Source organism: Paraburkholderia acidipaludis NBRC 101816 (genome assembly GCF_000684975.1).
GTDB lineage: Bacteria > Pseudomonadota > Gammaproteobacteria > Burkholderiales > Burkholderiaceae > Paraburkholderia > Paraburkholderia acidipaludis.
This window is the reverse complement of sequence record NZ_BAXZ01000001.1, coordinates 51,452-65,889: the sequence shown is the minus strand read 5'-3', so window position 1 is coordinate 65,889 and position 14,438 is coordinate 51,452. Positions and strand designations below refer to the sequence as shown.

Annotated in this window: 14 protein-coding genes and 1 pseudogene; 9 read left to right on the top strand and 6 right to left on the bottom strand. The window is 67.5% G+C overall.

The window, feature by feature from the left end; all coding sequences use genetic code 11:
- The first annotated feature begins 37 nt into the window (after window positions 1-37).
- The 8 genes from BAC01S_RS00300 to BAC01S_RS00265 all read left to right on the top strand — a co-directional run bounded on the left by BAC01S_RS00300 (window position 38) and on the right by BAC01S_RS00265 (window position 8,564).
- Window positions 38-391: a phage holin family protein gene (locus BAC01S_RS00300; protein ID WP_027792967.1), complete on the top strand. Its 354-nt coding sequence runs from the start codon at window positions 38-40 to the stop codon at window positions 389-391.
- A gap of 22 nt (window positions 392-413) precedes the next feature.
- The gene (gene metF, locus BAC01S_RS00295; protein WP_027792966.1) at window positions 414-1,244 is read left to right on the top strand and encodes a methylenetetrahydrofolate reductase [NAD(P)H]; all 831 of its coding nucleotides are present in this window, start codon (window positions 414-416) and stop codon (window positions 1,242-1,244) included.
- Window positions 1,245-1,548: 304 nt separating this feature from the next.
- Complete coding sequence (locus BAC01S_RS00290) at window positions 1,549-3,180, top strand: ABC transporter substrate-binding protein (RefSeq protein ID WP_027792965.1); 1,632 nt, start codon at window positions 1,549-1,551, stop codon at window positions 3,178-3,180.
- Window positions 3,181-3,322: 142 nt separating this feature from the next.
- Window positions 3,323-4,336 carry an ABC transporter permease subunit gene (locus BAC01S_RS00285; protein ID WP_027792964.1) on the top strand — a complete coding sequence of 338 codons (1,014 nt, stop codon included), beginning with the start codon at window positions 3,323-3,325 and terminating at the stop codon, window positions 4,334-4,336.
- Between the two features lie 54 nt (window positions 4,337-4,390).
- Complete coding sequence (locus BAC01S_RS00280; RefSeq protein ID WP_027792963.1) at window positions 4,391-5,308, top strand: ABC transporter permease subunit; 918 nt, start codon at window positions 4,391-4,393, stop codon at window positions 5,306-5,308.
- 1 nt (window position 5,309) lies between these two features.
- A complete protein-coding gene (locus BAC01S_RS00275) occupies window positions 5,310-6,359 on the top strand; it encodes an ABC transporter ATP-binding protein (RefSeq protein WP_043200656.1) in 1,050 nt (349 codons plus the stop codon).
- Window positions 6,356-7,411: a peptide ABC transporter ATP-binding protein gene (locus tag BAC01S_RS00270; protein ID WP_027792961.1), complete on the top strand. Its 1,056-nt coding sequence runs from the start codon at window positions 6,356-6,358 to the stop codon at window positions 7,409-7,411. The genes BAC01S_RS00275 and BAC01S_RS00270 overlap by 4 nt, the downstream gene beginning before the upstream one ends.
- Window positions 7,389-8,564: a TraB/GumN family protein gene (locus tag BAC01S_RS00265; RefSeq protein WP_027792960.1), complete on the top strand. Its 1,176-nt coding sequence runs from the start codon at window positions 7,389-7,391 to the stop codon at window positions 8,562-8,564. Before BAC01S_RS00270 ends, BAC01S_RS00265 begins: the two co-directional genes overlap by 23 nt.
- Before the next feature lie 39 nt (window positions 8,565-8,603).
- Here the strand turns inward: BAC01S_RS00265 and BAC01S_RS00260 are convergent, their stop codons facing one another.
- The 5 genes and pseudogenes from BAC01S_RS00260 to pxpB all read right to left on the bottom strand — a co-directional run bounded on the left by BAC01S_RS00260 (window position 8,604) and on the right by pxpB (window position 12,988).
- On the bottom strand, window positions 8,604-9,557 hold the full coding sequence (locus BAC01S_RS00260; RefSeq protein ID WP_027792959.1) for a DUF979 domain-containing protein: 954 nt from the start codon (window positions 9,555-9,557) through the stop codon (window positions 8,604-8,606).
- 167 nt (window positions 9,558-9,724) lie between these two features.
- Window positions 9,725-10,420: pseudogene (locus tag BAC01S_RS29835) on the bottom strand (DUF969 domain-containing protein); the annotation flags it as partial.
- A gap of 48 nt (window positions 10,421-10,468) precedes the next feature.
- Complete coding sequence (gene pxpA / locus BAC01S_RS00250; RefSeq protein WP_043200653.1) at window positions 10,469-11,224, bottom strand: 5-oxoprolinase subunit PxpA; 756 nt, start codon at window positions 11,222-11,224, stop codon at window positions 10,469-10,471.
- Window positions 11,225-11,267: 43 nt separating this feature from the next.
- Entirely contained in the window at window positions 11,268-12,332 is a 1,065-nt protein-coding gene (locus BAC01S_RS00245; RefSeq protein ID WP_027792957.1) for a 5-oxoprolinase subunit C family protein, read from the bottom strand.
- Window positions 12,329-12,988 carry a 5-oxoprolinase subunit PxpB gene (gene pxpB / locus BAC01S_RS00240; protein ID WP_027792956.1) on the bottom strand — a complete coding sequence of 220 codons (660 nt, stop codon included), beginning with the start codon at window positions 12,986-12,988 and terminating at the stop codon, window positions 12,329-12,331. The genes BAC01S_RS00245 and pxpB overlap by 4 nt, the downstream gene beginning before the upstream one ends.
- Window positions 12,989-13,246: 258 nt before the next feature.
- On the opposite strand from pxpB, the gene BAC01S_RS00235 reads away from it, so the two are divergent.
- Window positions 13,247-13,759 carry a winged helix DNA-binding protein gene (locus BAC01S_RS00235; RefSeq protein WP_027792955.1) on the top strand — a complete coding sequence of 171 codons (513 nt, stop codon included), beginning with the start codon at window positions 13,247-13,249 and terminating at the stop codon, window positions 13,757-13,759.
- Window positions 13,760-13,794: 35 nt separating this feature from the next.
- Here the strand turns inward: BAC01S_RS00235 and BAC01S_RS00230 are convergent, their stop codons facing one another.
- Entirely contained in the window at window positions 13,795-14,433 is a 639-nt protein-coding gene (locus tag BAC01S_RS00230; protein WP_027793107.1) for a 5-formyltetrahydrofolate cyclo-ligase, read from the bottom strand.
- Window positions 14,434-14,438 lie beyond the last annotated feature (5 nt).

The following is a 14,438-nucleotide window of genomic DNA, read 5'->3' as shown; positions in this document are numbered from 1 at the left end:
CGCCACCGGCTTTACCGTCAAGAACAAGGAGCTAACCATGACCGTGCTGCTGACCTGGGTGATCAACGCGCTTGCGCTCCTGATCATCACCTGGCTCGTGCCGTCGATTCATATCCGCAGCTTCGGCACCGCGCTGATCATCGCGCTCGTGCTCGGCCTCATCAACGCCGTGCTGCGCCCGGTGCTGATCCTGCTTACGCTGCCCGTGACGATCGTCACGCTCGGCCTCTTCATCCTCGTGGTGAACGCGCTGTGTTTCTGGCTCGCGGCCTCGCTGCTCAAGGGCTTCGAAGTGTCGGGCTTCTGGTCCGCGTTCTTCGGTTCGATCCTCTACAGCATCGTGTCGTGGCTCCTGTCCGCCCTGATTTTCGGCAACCGCAGCCTCGGCTGAGGTGTCCCCGCGGCAACCCATCATGAAACCGATCGAACTTTCATTCGAATTTTTTCCGCCCAAGACGCCGGACGGCGTGGAGAAGCTGCGCGCCACGCGCGCGGAGCTCGCCACGCTCAAGCCCAAGTTCGTCTCGGTGACGTTCGGCGCGGGCGGCTCGACCCAGCAGGGCACGCTCGACACCGTGGTCGACATCGCGAAAGACGGCATCGAGGCGGCACCGCACCTTTCGTGCATCGGCGCCTCGCGGGAAAGCCTGCGCGAGGTCCTCGCGGCCTATCGCTCGCACGGCATCCGCCATATCGTCGCGCTGCGCGGCGACCTGCCTTCGGGCATGGGCGAAATGGGCGCGCTGCGTTATGCGTCGGACCTCGTCGCGTTCATTCGCGCGGAGACCGGAGACGCGTTCCATATCGAAGTGGCCGCGTATCCCGAGTACCATCCGCAAGCGCGCTCGCCGCGTCACGATCTGGACGCGTTCGCGCAGAAGGTGAAAGCGGGCGCGGATTCGGCGATCACGCAGTACTTCTTCAATGCCGACGCGTATTTCCGTTTCGTCGACGAGGTGTGCAAGCTGGGCGTCGACGTGCCGATCGTGCCCGGCATCATGCCGATCACGAACTATTCGCAGCTCATGCGCTTCTCCGAGATGTGCGGCGCGGAAGTGCCGCGCTGGATCGCGAAGCGTCTGGAAAGCTATGGCGACGACCGCGAGTCAATCCGCGCGTTCGGCCTCGACGTGGTGACGCAGCTGTGCCGCCGCCTCAGCGAAGCGGGCGTGCCGGGCCTGCACTTCTATACGCTCAATAGCGCTGCGGCCACCAAGGCCGTTTGCGAGCGCCTCGGCTTCTGAGACGCGAGCGGCGCGCGAGCGCCGCGGCGAACCCGATCGCCGGATCACCAGACCGCGCGGTTCCTGTCACCCGGCAGGGCCGCGCGGTTTTTTTTGGCCGTGATCGAATCCATTCCAGTTGCGTATCAAATACCATCCGGATTGACAGGAATCATACGTCTGCGCTGAAGGGGCGGCGACAATAGAAAGTTATGCGTTTTGCGCGTGTTTTGCGCACCCATTACGCCGCTCGCCTGCAACTGCGGCATGGACCCGGGCAGGATCGCGCCACGCCGGTTCCAACCGGCACAGAACTGGAGGAAACATGAACGAAAACAAACTGTTGCGCGCTGCACGACTGTCCTCTTTCGTCGTGCTTGCGGCCGCAACGATGGCTGGAGCCTCTCTCGCCCAGGCCGAAAGCATTCCGAACAAAACGCTCGTCTACTGCTCGGAGGGCAGCCCCGCCGGCTTCGATCCCGCCCAATACACCACGAGCGTCGACTTCAATGCGAACACGTTCACCGTCTACAACCGCCTCGTCGAATTCGAGCGCGGCGGCACGAAGGTCGAGCCCGGCCTCGCGCAGTCGTGGGACGTGTCCCCCGACGGCAAGACCTACACCTTCCATCTGCGCCACGGCGTGAAGTTCCAGACCACGGCGTTCTTCAAGCCCACGCGCGAATTCAATGCCGACGACGTCGTGTTCACGTTCCAGCGCATGCTCGATCCGAACCAGCCGTTCCGCAAGGCGTACCCGGCGTCGTTCCCGTACTTCACCGACATGGGCCTCGACAAGCTGATCGCGAGAGTCGAGAAGGTCGACCCGTACACGGTGAAGTTCACGCTGAACGAGCCGAACGCGCCGTTCATCCAGAACGTGGCGATGGAGTTCGCCTCGATCCTCTCGGCCGAGTATGCCGATCAACTGCTGAAGGCCGGCAAGGCCGCCGACATCAACCAGTATCCGGTGGGCACGGGTCCGTTCATCTTCAAGAGCTACACGAAGGACGCGACCATCCGCTTCGAAGGCAATCCCGACTACTGGAAGCCGGGCGCCGTGAAGATCTCGAAGCTGATCTTCTCGATCACGCCGGATGCGAGCGTGCGCGTACAGAAACTCAAGCGCGACGAATGCCAGGTGATGAGCTATCCGCGCCCCGCCGACATCGCGCCGCTCAAGCTCGAACCGAATATCGCCATGCCCTCGCAGCCGGGCTTCAACCTGGGCTACCTCTCGTACAACGTCGAGCACAAGCCGCTCGACAAGCTCGAGGTGCGCGAGGCGCTGGACATGGCGATCAACAAGAAGGCGATCATCGATTCGGTGTACCAGGGGGCGGGCCAGGCCGCCGCCAACCCGATGCCGCCCACGCAGTGGTCGTATGACAGGACCTTGAAGGCCAATCCCTACGATCCGGTGAAGGCCAAAGCGCTGCTCGCGAAGGCGGGCTTGCCGAACGGTTTCGATATCACGCTGTGGGCCATGCCGGTGCAGCGTGCGTATAACCCGAACGCGCGCCTGATGGCCGAGATGATCCAGGCCGACTGGGCGAAGATCGGCGTGAAGGCGAAGATCGTCACGTACGAGTGGGGCGAGTACATCAAGCGCGCCCATGCCGGCGAGGACGACGCGATGCTGATAGGCTGGACGGGCGACAACGGCGACCCCGACAACTGGCTCGGCACGCTGCTCGGCTGCGAGGCCGTGAACGGCAACAACTTCGGCAAGTGGTGCTACAAGCCGTTCGACGACCTGATCCAGAAAGGCCGCATTACGTCGGATCAGGCGCAGCGCACGAAGTACTATACCGAGGCGCAGCAGATCTTCGCGCAGCAGCTGCCGTTCTCGCCCATCGCGCACTCGACCGTCTACCAGCCGGTCAGCAAGAAGGTGATCGACATGCGTATCGAGCCGCTGGGCTATGCGCGCTTCGACGGCGTGAGCGTGCAGTAACATCGGGCGAAGGGGGTGTTCGGCCGGCGGACCTTTCACTGAGGTCGCTGGCTGGGCCTGATCCGGCGACCGGGGTCACGCGCCCCCGTCGCCGGTCGCATTTCACTTTCACGCTCAATTCAAGCTTTGGGGGGAACACAACATGTTCCGCTTCGTGTTGCGCCGGGTCGGCATGGTGATACCCACCTTCATCGGCATCACCGTTCTGGCGTTCGCGCTCATCCACCTGATTCCGGGCGACCCCATCGAAGTGATGATGGGCGAGCGCGGCGTCGACCCGCAGATGCACGCCGAGGCGATGCATCGCCTCGGGCTCGACGAACCGCTGCCGCTCCAGTATCTGCACTACGTGGGCCACGCGCTGCAAGGCAACCTCGGCACCTCGATCATCACCAATACGAGCGTGATGGACGAGTTCCTTGCGCGCTTTCCCGCCACCGTCGAGCTCTCCATCTGCGCGCTCCTCTTCGCGCTCGTGATCGGGCTGCCCGCGGGCGTGTTCGCGGCGCTCAAGCGCGGCACGCTGGTCGATCACGGCGTGATGGGCACGGCGCTCACCGGCTACTCCATGCCGATCTTCTGGTGGGGCCTCATTCTCATCATGGTGTTCTCGGCGAAATTGGGCTGGACGCCGGTTTCGGGCCGCATTGCCGTGGAGTACGACATTCCGCACGTGACCGGCTTCATGCTGATCGATTCGCTCCTGCCCGGCACCGACGAAGGCTCGTTCCGCTCCGCGCTCTCGCATCTGATCCTGCCCGCCATCGTGCTGGGCACGATCCCGCTCGCGGTGGTCGCGCGCATGACGCGGTCTTCGATGCTCGAAGTGCTGCGCGAGGACTATATCCGCACGGCGCGCGCCAAAGGTCTTTCGCCCGTGCGCGTGATCGTCGTGCATGCGCTGCGCAACGCGCTGATTCCCGTCGTCACCGTGATCGGCCTGCAGGTCGGCACGCTGCTGGCGGGCGCGGTGCTCACCGAAACGCTGTTCTCGTGGCCCGGCATCGGCAAGTGGCTCATCGACGCGATTGCGCGCCGCGACTATCCGGTGGTGCAGGGCGGCATTCTCATGATCGCGACGCTCGTGATTCTCGTGAACCTCTGCGTCGATCTCCTCTACGGCGTGCTCAATCCGCGCATCCGCCATACGAGGTAAGCGCGCCATGACGATGCCAACCCCGCAATTCATGCAACAAAACGAGGAGGCGTGATGGCCGACATTCAGAACGCCACGCCCAAAGCGCTCACGCCGCTCTCCGGCCGCAGGCTCGTGCTGCGCGAATTCTGGGCGAACTTCGCGCAGAACAAGGGCGCCGTGGGCGCCGGCGTCATCGTGCTCGTGCTGGTTTTCGTCGCGATCTTCGCGCCCTGGGTCGCGCCGCACAGCCCCATCGAGCAATACCGCGACTACGTGAAGATCCCGCCCGCCTGGCTCGACGGCGGCAACGCGAAGTTCCTGCTCGGCACCGACGAAGCGGGCCGCGACATACTCTCGCGCCTCATGTACGGCGCGCGCCTTTCGCTCTGGATCGGCTGTGTTTCGGTGGTGCTCGCGCTGATTCCGGGCGTTGTGCTCGGGCTCGTCGCCGCGTTCTTCGAGAAGTGGGCCGACACGCCGATCATGCGCCTCATGGACGTGCTGCTCGCCTTGCCGTCGCTGCTGCTGGCGGTGGCCGTGGTCGCGATCATCGGCCCGGGCCTCACCAATACGATGCTGGCGATCGCGATCGTCGCGCTGCCGGGTTATGTGCGCCTCACGCGCGGCTCGGCGCTCGGCGAATTGCACAAGGAGTACGTCACCGCTTCGCGCGTGGCCGGCGCGGGCACGCTGCGGCTGATGTTTTCGCAGGTGCTGCCCAACTGCACGGCGCCGCTGATCGTGCAGGCGACGCTCGGCTTTTCCTCGGCGATTCTCGATGCCGCCGCGCTCGGCTTCCTCGGTCTTGGCGTGCAGCCGCCGCGGGCGGAGTGGGGTGCGATGCTCGCCTCGGCGCGCGACTATATCGACAGCGCATGGTGGATCGTTACGATGCCTGGCCTTTCGATCCTGATCTCGGTGCTTGCGATCAATCTGCTCGGCGACGGGCTGCGCGACGCACTCGATCCCAAGCTGAAGCGGATGGCCTGAGATGAATACCCAGACAAATGCGCAGACAAATATCCAGACGAATGCGCTGCTGAGCGTCCGCAATCTGGCGGTGAACTTCAACGGCCTGCCCGCCGTGGACCGCGTGGACCTTTCCGTGGCGCCCGGCGAGGTGCTCGGCATCGTCGGCGAGTCGGGCTCGGGCAAGAGCGTGACGATGATGGCGCTGATGGGCCTGATCGATGCGCCCGGCAAGGTGAGCGCCGACTCGATCGCGTTCGACGGCCGCGACCTGCTCAACGCCACGGGCAGGGAGCGCCGCCGGATCGTGGGCAAGGACATCGCCATGGTGTTCCAGGACGCGCTCACGAGCCTCAATCCGAGTTACACCGTGGGCTTCCAGATCAAGGAAGTGCTGAAGCAGCACGAGGGTTTGCGCGGCGCCGCACTGCATGCGCGCGCGCTCGAACTGCTCGACCAGGTGGGCATACCCGACGCGAAGAACCGCATCGACAACTTTCCGCACCAGATGTCGGGCGGCATGAACCAGCGCGTGATGATCGCGATGGCCGTGGCCTGCAACCCGAAGCTGCTGATCGCCGACGAGCCCACCACGGCGCTCGACGTGACGATCCAGGCGCAGATCATGGAGTTACTCGTGCATCTGCAGAAAGAGCGCGGCATGGCGCTCGTGCTGATTTCGCACGATCTCGCCGTGGTGTCCGAGGTCGCGCAGCGCGTGGCCGTGATGTACGCGGGCGAGGTCATCGAGACGAACCGGGTGCCCGACATTTTCGCGCGGCCGCATCACCCCTACACCGAGGCGCTGCTCGCCGCGATTCCCGAGCACAACAAGGGCGCGAAGCGTCTCGCCGCGCTGCCGGGCATGGTGCCGGGGCGCGACGACCGGCCGGGCGGCTGTCTCTTCGCGCCGCGCTGCCGGTACGCGGTGGACGATTGCCGGAAGGCGCGTCCCGCGCTCGGGCCGCTGCCTGGCAGCATGCCCGACGTGGACGCAGCGCCGCTCGCGCAGGTCCGCTGCATCAAGCCGCTCAATCTCGCGACGACCCAGACGAACGGAGGCGCGCAATGAATGCGGTCCCTCACCCCGCGCCCCGCACCCCTCAAACGCCGCGCGACGCGGGCCGCGACGACGATCGCGTGCTCGTCGCCGAGGATCTGAAGAAGCACTACACCGTTCGGCGCGGCCTGTTCGGCGAGAGCACCGTGAAGGCGCTCAACGGCGTCTCGTTCTCGCTTGCGCGCGGCCGCACGCTCGCCGTGGTCGGCGAATCGGGCTGCGGCAAGTCCACGCTCGCGCGCCAGCTCACGATGATCGAGCCGCCGACGGCGGGCCGGCTCGTGATCGACGGCGAGGACGTTGCGCACGCGAGCGGCGAGAAAGCCGCCGCGCTGCGCCGCCGCGTGCAGATGGTGTTCCAGAACCCGTATGCCTCGCTCAATCCGCGCAAGACCGTGGAAGAGACGCTCGGCGAGCCGCTTGCGATCAACACGAAGCTGACGGCCGGCGAGCGCGCGGACCGCATCGCGCACATGATGCGTATCGTCGGCCTGCGGCCCGAGCATGCGAGCCGCTATCCGCATATGTTTTCGGGCGGGCAGCGCCAGCGCGTGGCGATCGCGCGCGCGATGATCCTCGATCCGCAGATCGTCGTGGCCGACGAACCCGTCTCCGCGCTCGACGTGTCGATCCAGGCGCAGATCCTGAACCTGTTCATGGACCTGCAGGAACAGTTCCGCACGAGCTACGTCTTCATCTCGCACAACCTCTCGGTGGTGGAGCACGTGGCCGACGACGTGATGGTCATGTATCTCGGCGCCATTGCCGAGCTTGGCGAGCGCAAGACCGTGATCGGGCGGCCGCGCCACCCCTATACGCGGGCGCTGCTCTCCGCCACGCCCGCGATCTTCGCGGCCGACCGGCGCGTGAAGATCCGGCTCGAAGGCGAACTGCCTTCGCCGCTCCATCCGCCTTCGGGCTGCACGTTCCATCAGCGCTGTCCGTATGCGATCGAGCGATGCCGCAAGGAGGTCCCGGTACTTCGCGAAGTGGACGGCCGTCAGGTATCCTGCCATCGTGCTGAGGAGGTGGGGGAACAGGATGGGCGGCCCATGCCGGCCTGATGAGACAGCGGCGCGTCGCGCGACGTGTCGCCTGCGTACAGCCGGTGGCCGTATCGCTTCGGTCCTGCGCGCGCTGCGGCGCATGGTGAAGCGTACTGCCGCGCGCGTGGCCGCGGGCGCGTCGCTCGCGCTGGCGGTCGCGTTCGGTCCTGCCGCGCTCGCGGGCGGCTCCGCCGGCAATACGCCAGGCATCCGGCCGCCCATGCCGGTGCCGGCTGCGCCCTCGACGGGCGCGGGCATCCCCGGCTTCCACGCGCCGCCCGCAGTGCCGAGCTACGCCTCGGGCACGACCGCCGGCGGGCCGGTGCGCGTGCAGCCGGCGCGCATGCCGTACTACGTCGCCACGCGCGGCACGACCACGATCTACGTGCTCGGCACGCTGCACGTGGGCGATCCGGCCGACTATCCGCCGAACCAGCCGTTTCGGCCATCGATCCTCGCGGCGCTCAACGCCTCGCCCACGCTCGCGCTCGAACTCTCGCCCGACGATCTGCTCGTCTCGCAGGACGACGTCTCGAAATACGGCGTATGCTCGCGGCCCTGTCTGCCGCAACTGCTGCCCGATCCGCTCTGGCAGAAGCTGGAGGCGCGTCTGCGCGGCAATCCCGAGGCGCTCGCCGAAATTCGCCGGATGCGGCCGTGGCTCGCTTCGCTGCTCGTGGAAACCTACGACTCGCTGAGCGCGGGCCTGCAGACCGAGTACGGCACCGAGGCGCAATTGCAGAATGTCTTCCTGCGGCTCAAGGGCCGCCGCATCGTGGGGCTGGAGACGCTTTCCGAGCAGATGCGCGCGTTCACGCGCCTCACGCTGGCGCAGCAGCGCGAGATGCTGGCCCAGGATCTCGCGCAGACACCGGCGCAGAACGCCGCCGACGTGCAGACCTTGCTGCACCTGTGGCGCGTGGGCGATGCCGATGCGATCGCCGCGTGGGAGAGCGCGCGCTCGGAGAAGCTGGCGCACGACAAGCGCGTTTCCGATTCGATCGACAACCGCATCCTCTACGAGCGCAATCGGCGCTTCGTTTCGCGCATGCTGCAGATCGCGGCGCCCAACAAGCCGGTTTTCGTCGCCATCGGTTCGCTGCACCTGGGCGGACCCAGGGGGGTGCTGGCGCTGTTGCGCCAGCACGGCTTCACGGTCGATCCCGGTTGAGCGGCGCATGGCCGCGGCGGGCCGGGCGGCCGTGCGCGCCTAAAACCCGAGCAGATTCAGCAGCACGATATTGCAGGCGAGAATGCCCAGCGCGGTCGGCACCTGCACGCGGATCACGGCGTTCTTGTCCGGCAGTTCGAGCAGCGCGGCGGGCACGATGTTGTAGTTCGCCGCCATGGGCGTGAGGAGCGTGCCGCAGTAGCCCGAGAACATGCCGATGGCGGCCATCATCGCCGGGTTCGCATGGAACACGCCCACGAGCACCGGCACGCCCACGCCGCCCGTCATCACCGGGAACGCCGCGAAGCCGTTGCCCATGATGACCGTGAAGAGCGCCATGCCCACGCAGTAGACCGCCACCGCGACGAAGCGCAGGTCCATGTCGATGTACGACGTCGCGACGTGCGCGACCGCCTTGCCCACACCCGCATCCGAGAACACGAGCCCGAGCATGCCGAGCATCTGCGGCAGCACCGCCGCCCACGAGAGCGCGTCGACGAGCCGGCGCGCCTCCTGCATCGACTGGCCGACACTGTCGCGCGTGATGAGGCAGGCGATGGCGAGTGCGATCACGCACCCCACGCCGAAGCCGACCAGCGTGACGTTCTTCGGATCGAAGAGCGGCGTCCCGCCGAACACGAGATGGCTCGCGGCCAGCGTGATGACGACGGTGACGAACGGGATCGTCAGCGCGGGCACGAAGAGGCGGTTGCCGAGGCGCTTCGCGCTCGCCATGCGCGCTTCGAGCGACAGGACCTTCGGCTTCGCGGCCGTCACGCCGCCGAAGCCGGCGATCAGCGCCATGGCGATCACGAGCGCGCCCACGACCTCGGCGGGCAGCTTGTCGCCGGCGAGAAAGATCAGCGCGTAGAGCAGCCAGAAGCCGCCGGCCATGAAACGCCGCGGATGCGTGCGGTCCGTGACGATCATGCCGCCCACGATCAGCAGCACGATGCCGAGCAGCCAGAACAGATACTCGATGGAGAGCGTCATGCCTCGTCCCCCTGTCGATCCGGAGTAGGCGCTTCAGCGCCGTACTCCGGTCCCATGCAAGGCGGTCGATCCGGACCAGGCGCTTCAGCGCCGTACTCCGGTCCCACGCAAGGCGGTCGATCCGGACCAGGCGCTTTAACGCCGTACTCCGGTCCCACGCCGCTGTCCTTACGCGCCCCGCCCAGTTCGCGCTCCAGCCTGCGATCGAGCAGCCAGAGCCGCGTGGCATGAATCGCGAATGCGCAGAGCGCCGTCGGGATGCCCCAGAGCGCCACATGCATCGGCTCCACGGTCACGCCCGCTTCCTTGAGCAGCGTGGTCATCAGCACCACCGCGCCGAAGGCCACGAAGATGTCCTCGCCGAAGAAGAGTCCGACGTTGTCGGCGGAGGCCGCATAGGCGCGCAATGTGTAGCGCACGGAGTCGGCGAGCTTGCCGAAGCGGTTTTCGGCAGCGCCTTCGGCCATCGGCGCAATGAGCGGCCGCACCATTTGCGGATGGCCGCCCAGCCCCGTCAGCCCGACCGCGGCCGTGATCTCGCGCACGAACAGGTAGACGATCAGCAGGCGTCCCGCGGTGGCCGCCTTGATGCTGCCGATCCAGATCTGCGCGCGCTCGCGCAGGCCGTGCCGCTCGAGGAGGCCGATCACCGCGAGCGGCAGCAGGATGATGAGCGGAATGTTGCGGGTCTTGATGAAGCCGGTGCCGATTGCGGCGAGTATCTTGCCGGGCGGGAACCCGGCGGCGAAGCCCGTGGCGACGGCGGCGGCGACCACGATCAGCATCGGATTGAAGCGCAGTACGAACCCGACGATGATCACGGCCACCCCGATGAGGGGCCACAGGCTGACGGTGTGGGGCATCTCGATCTCCTCCGGATAGTTGGTGTTCTCGTGAGTGCTGCCTCTCGTTCAGCCGCCGTCCGTCTCCATGGGGCGCACGCCGATGCCCGCCTCGTCGAGCGCCGCGCGGATGCGCCGCGCGAACGCCAGCGCATGCGGCCCGTCGCCGTGCAGGCAGATGGTCTGCGCGTTGAGCGGCACCCATGCGCCATCCACGGCCTGCACGCGCTGTTCGCGGATCATCGCGAGCGTGCGCGCGAGCACGGCCTCTTCGTCGTCGAGCAGCGCGCCCGGTTCGCTGCGCGGCACGAGCGAGCCGTCCGCGCGGTAGCCGCGGTCGGCGAACACTTCCTCCACGGCGGCGAGGCCCGCGTTGCGCGCGGCCGTCACGAGGCCGCTGCCCGCGAGCGCGAACACCGCCACCGAGGGATCGAAGTCGTGCACGGCGGAGACGATCGCGTCCGCGATTTCCGCGTCGCGCGCCGCCTGGTTGTAGAGCGCGCCGTGCGGCTTCACATGGGCGATGCGCCCGCCCTCGGCCTGGGCGATCGCCGAAAGCGCGCCGAGCTGGTAGAGCACGCCCGCGTAGATTTCCCCAGCGGGGAGATGCATCTCCTTGCGGCCGAAATTTTCCGGGTCGTTGAAGCTCGGGTGGGCGCCGATCGACACGCCCTTGCCGACGGCCCAGCGCACGCATTCGCGCATGGCGTTGGCGCCGCCCGCGTGCCAGCCGCACGCGATGTTCGCGGAGCTGACGAGGTCGAGCAGCGCTTCGTCCGAGCCGCAGCCCTCGCCGAGATCGGCGTTCAGGTCGATGGTGGTCATGATGTTCCTCCTGGCGCTGTTGCCCTGTGTCGTTGCTGCCGGGCTACGCGCGCGGCGCCGCCGCCCGGCGGCTCGCGTAGCGTTCGTCGTGCATGGCGATCGCAATGTCGATCTGCCGCAGGTATGTCTGTTCCTCTTCGAGCGCCTTGCGGGCGGCCGCGAGCGTGGTCTCCACGAAGCGCACGCCGCCGTTCAGGCGGACCTGCGCGAGCTTCCACAGGTCGGCGCGGATCACCGAGCCGATCTTCGGATAACCGCCCGTGGTCTGCGCGTCGCTCATCAGCACGATCGGCTGGCCGTTCGGCGGCACCTGGATCGTGCCCGGCAGCACCGCATGCGAGAGCAGGTCCACGCCGCTCTCGCGCTCTAGCGCCGCGCCTGAAAGGCGATAGCCCATGCGGTTGCTGTTCGGCGTAACGAGCCATTCGTCCGACCAGAACACGCGATGCGCCTCGGGGGCGAAGCTCTCGTATTCCGGGCCGCGCAGCACGCGCACCGGCACGGCCCACGGCAGACCGTCGGGATGGCGCCCGCGCCGGTGCGGCGGCTCGTCGGTGAGCACCCAGTTGCAGTGCGCCGGCGCCTTCACGCCGAATGGCGGCGCACCGGGGGCGAGCGACGCGCGCTCGCCCCCGGGCGCGGCGCTTGCGCCGGTCGCGAGGCGGTCGCCGTCCTTGAGCGCGCGGCCGGCGAGGCCGCCGAAGCCGGCGCCGAGGTCCGTGCTGCGCGAGCCGAGCATCGGCAGCACGTCGATGCCGCCCGCCACGCACAGATAGGCGCGCATGCCGCGTTTCGCGCCGTTCAGCACGAGTTCCTCGCCGGCGGCGACGGGCAGGCTCCACCACGACCAGACAGGGCGGCCGCCTAGCGTCGAGCCGTACTCGGTGCCGGTGATGGCGATGCGCGTGGCGCGCGCAAAGCGCAGCGCAACGGGGCCGAAGGTCACTTCGATGCCGGCGGCGTCGGGCCGGTTGCCGACGAGCCGGTTGCCGACTTCGAGCGCCAGCGGATCGAGCGCGCCGCCCGTCGCGATGCCCAGATGCCGGTAGCCCGGCCGGCCCAGATCCTGGATCGTGGTGAGGAGGCCTGCGCGGAGCACTTCGATCATGCGAGGAGCTCCGCGATGGTGAAGCGCACGCGGTCGCCGGGCATGAGCAGCGTGGGCGGCGTGCGCGCGGGGTCGAAAAGCGCGAGCGAAGTGCGGCCGATCAACTGCCAGCCGCCGGGCGACCGCGCGGGATAGATGCCCGTCTGCTCGCCGCCGATGCCCACCGATCCGGCCGGCACGGCAAGCCGCGGCTCGCGGCGGCGCGGGGTGTGGAGCGCGGCGTCGAGTCCGCCCATATAGGCGAAGCCGGGCTGGAAGCCGAGGAAGAACACGATATAGACGCCTGCCGCGTGGCGCGCGGCCACGTCGGCGGGAGCAAGGCCCGTGTGACGCGCGACGACTTCGAGATCGGGACCGGCCTCGCCGCCGTACGACACGGGAATCTCGACGTCGCGGCCCGCGTGCGGCGCGACATCCGCGTCGCGCCAGGCGGCTTCGAGCCAGCCGGCGAGCTCGTCGGCGTTCGCCTCGAGCGGGTCGAAGGTGACGGTCAGATTGTTCATGCCGGGCACGACCTCGCGCACGGGCGCCCAGTCGCGCGCGAGCGCGGCAACGGCCCAGACGCGGCGCTGGACTTCGAGCGTGGCGGGCGGCGGCGCTTCGCAGACAAGCGCCACGTCACCAAGCGGAAAGATGCGTGGAGTAGGGTTCGGCATGGCGGTTAAAGGATGCGGTTCCTCACGGGATTGTGCCTCGCCGCGGCGCAGGCCGCGCGGATCGTCGCGGCGGCTCGCGGTGCATAAGGGTGGGAGCGCTGCGCGCAAGGGGGAGGCCGGAGCGGCCGCCGTTCCTCATTCGAGACATATTGTCGATAAATTACCTACAATATCTCAATAAGCGTTTTCGCCAGGCGCTGGCGCCCTCGCGCGCCACTACACTCTCGCCACGATCCTCTCCGACCACGGATTCCCCTCATGTCGCGCCAGCCGACCAAGATCGTTTCGTCCGAGCATCTCGTCTCCGAATCGAGCGCCGAGCTTTCCGAACTCGAATACGCCCTCATCATGGTCAGCAATGCGTTCAACCGCTGGATGGTGCGCTGCATGTCGGCGGCGGGGGTGAAGGACATGACGTCCGTGGAAGTGTCGCTGCTGCATCACGTGGGGCACCGCGACCGCCGCAAGAAGCTGGCCGACATCTGCTTCGTGCTCAACATCGAGGACACGCACGTCGCCACCTATGCGCTGAAGAAGCTCGTTGCCAGAGGGTATGTAAAAAGCGAGAAGAGCGGCAAGGAAGTGTTCTTTTCGGTTACGCCCGAAGGGCGCGACCTGTGCCTGCGCTACCGCGACGTGCGCGAGAGCTGCCTGATCGCCACGCTCAAGGAAAGCGGCCTCAGCAACGAGCAGATTGGCGACGCCGCACAAATCATGCGCAACGCGTCGGGACTCTACGATACGGCGGCGCGCGCGGCGGCTTCGCTTTAAGCGGCGCGCCGCGTGGGTGTGCGTCAGGGCATGCATCAGCGCGCGCCGAGGCGCGAATCCAGTCGCGGCGTGAGATGCGTCGCGGCGTCGGTGACGATGGCGTCGAGCGGCAAGTCGTGCGCTTCGCGCTCGGGCACGCCCTCGTCGATACGGCACGCTTCCCAGGCGATGCCCACGGTAAGCGGCAAGCGCTCGCCCGGCCACGTGGCGAGCGTGCGGTCGTAGTAGCCGCCGCCGTAGCCGAGGCGGTAGCCTTGCGCGTCGAAGCCCACGCAGGGCACGAGCAGCAGCTCGGGCAGGACGCGTTCCTGCGATGCCGGTTCGGGTATGCCGTGATGGCCTTCGCGCAGGGGAGCCTCGGGTGTCCATGCGTAGAACGCGAGCGGCGCGTGGCGCTCGGGAATGCCGGGCAGCGCCGCGCCGCGCGACGGGTCGTCGAGCAGCCAGGCGGCGATCCATGCGCGCGCGTCGAACTCGCCGCGCAAGGGCCAGTAAAAGCCGATCGAACGCGGCGCGAGACGCTCGACGAGCGAGCCGAGACGCTGCTCCAGCGCAGCGCCGAGCGCCACGTCTGACGCGGCTTCAAGACGCGTTGCGGCGAGCGTTGCGCGCCACGTCTTTTTGGATTGAGCGCGGGGGTTGCGTGCTATGCTTGGGCTCACCTCGTGCTCCAGAAATA

What these genes read in the sequence shown, in the direction of transcription:
- BAC01S_RS00260 (WP_027792959.1), bottom strand. Translation starts at nt 9,557, where the DNA reads ATGACGCTCTCCATCGAGTATCTGTTCTGGCTGCTCGGCATCGTGCTG.
- BAC01S_RS00300 (WP_027792967.1), top strand. Translation starts at nt 38, where the DNA reads ATGACCGTGCTGCTGACCTGGGTGATCAACGCGCTTGCGCTCCTGATC.
- BAC01S_RS00275 (WP_043200656.1), top strand. Translation starts at nt 5,310, where the DNA reads ATGAATACCCAGACAAATGCGCAGACAAATATCCAGACGAATGCGCTG.
- pxpA (WP_043200653.1), bottom strand. Translation starts at nt 11,224, where the DNA reads ATGACCACCATCGACCTGAACGCCGATCTCGGCGAGGGCTGCGGCTCG.
- BAC01S_RS00290 (WP_027792965.1), top strand. Translation starts at nt 1,549, where the DNA reads ATGAACGAAAACAAACTGTTGCGCGCTGCACGACTGTCCTCTTTCGTC.
- BAC01S_RS00285 (WP_027792964.1), top strand. Translation starts at nt 3,323, where the DNA reads ATGTTCCGCTTCGTGTTGCGCCGGGTCGGCATGGTGATACCCACCTTC.
- metF (WP_027792966.1), top strand. Translation starts at nt 414, where the DNA reads ATGAAACCGATCGAACTTTCATTCGAATTTTTTCCGCCCAAGACGCCG.
- BAC01S_RS00270 (WP_027792961.1), top strand. Translation starts at nt 6,356, where the DNA reads ATGAATGCGGTCCCTCACCCCGCGCCCCGCACCCCTCAAACGCCGCGC.
- BAC01S_RS00280 (WP_027792963.1), top strand. Translation starts at nt 4,391, where the DNA reads ATGGCCGACATTCAGAACGCCACGCCCAAAGCGCTCACGCCGCTCTCC.
- BAC01S_RS00245 (WP_027792957.1), bottom strand. Translation starts at nt 12,332, where the DNA reads ATGATCGAAGTGCTCCGCGCAGGCCTCCTCACCACGATCCAGGATCTG.
- BAC01S_RS00265 (WP_027792960.1), top strand. Translation starts at nt 7,389, where the DNA reads ATGGGCGGCCCATGCCGGCCTGATGAGACAGCGGCGCGTCGCGCGACG.
- pxpB (WP_027792956.1), bottom strand. Translation starts at nt 12,988, where the DNA reads ATGCCGAACCCTACTCCACGCATCTTTCCGCTTGGTGACGTGGCGCTT.
- BAC01S_RS00235 (WP_027792955.1), top strand. Translation starts at nt 13,247, where the DNA reads ATGTCGCGCCAGCCGACCAAGATCGTTTCGTCCGAGCATCTCGTCTCC.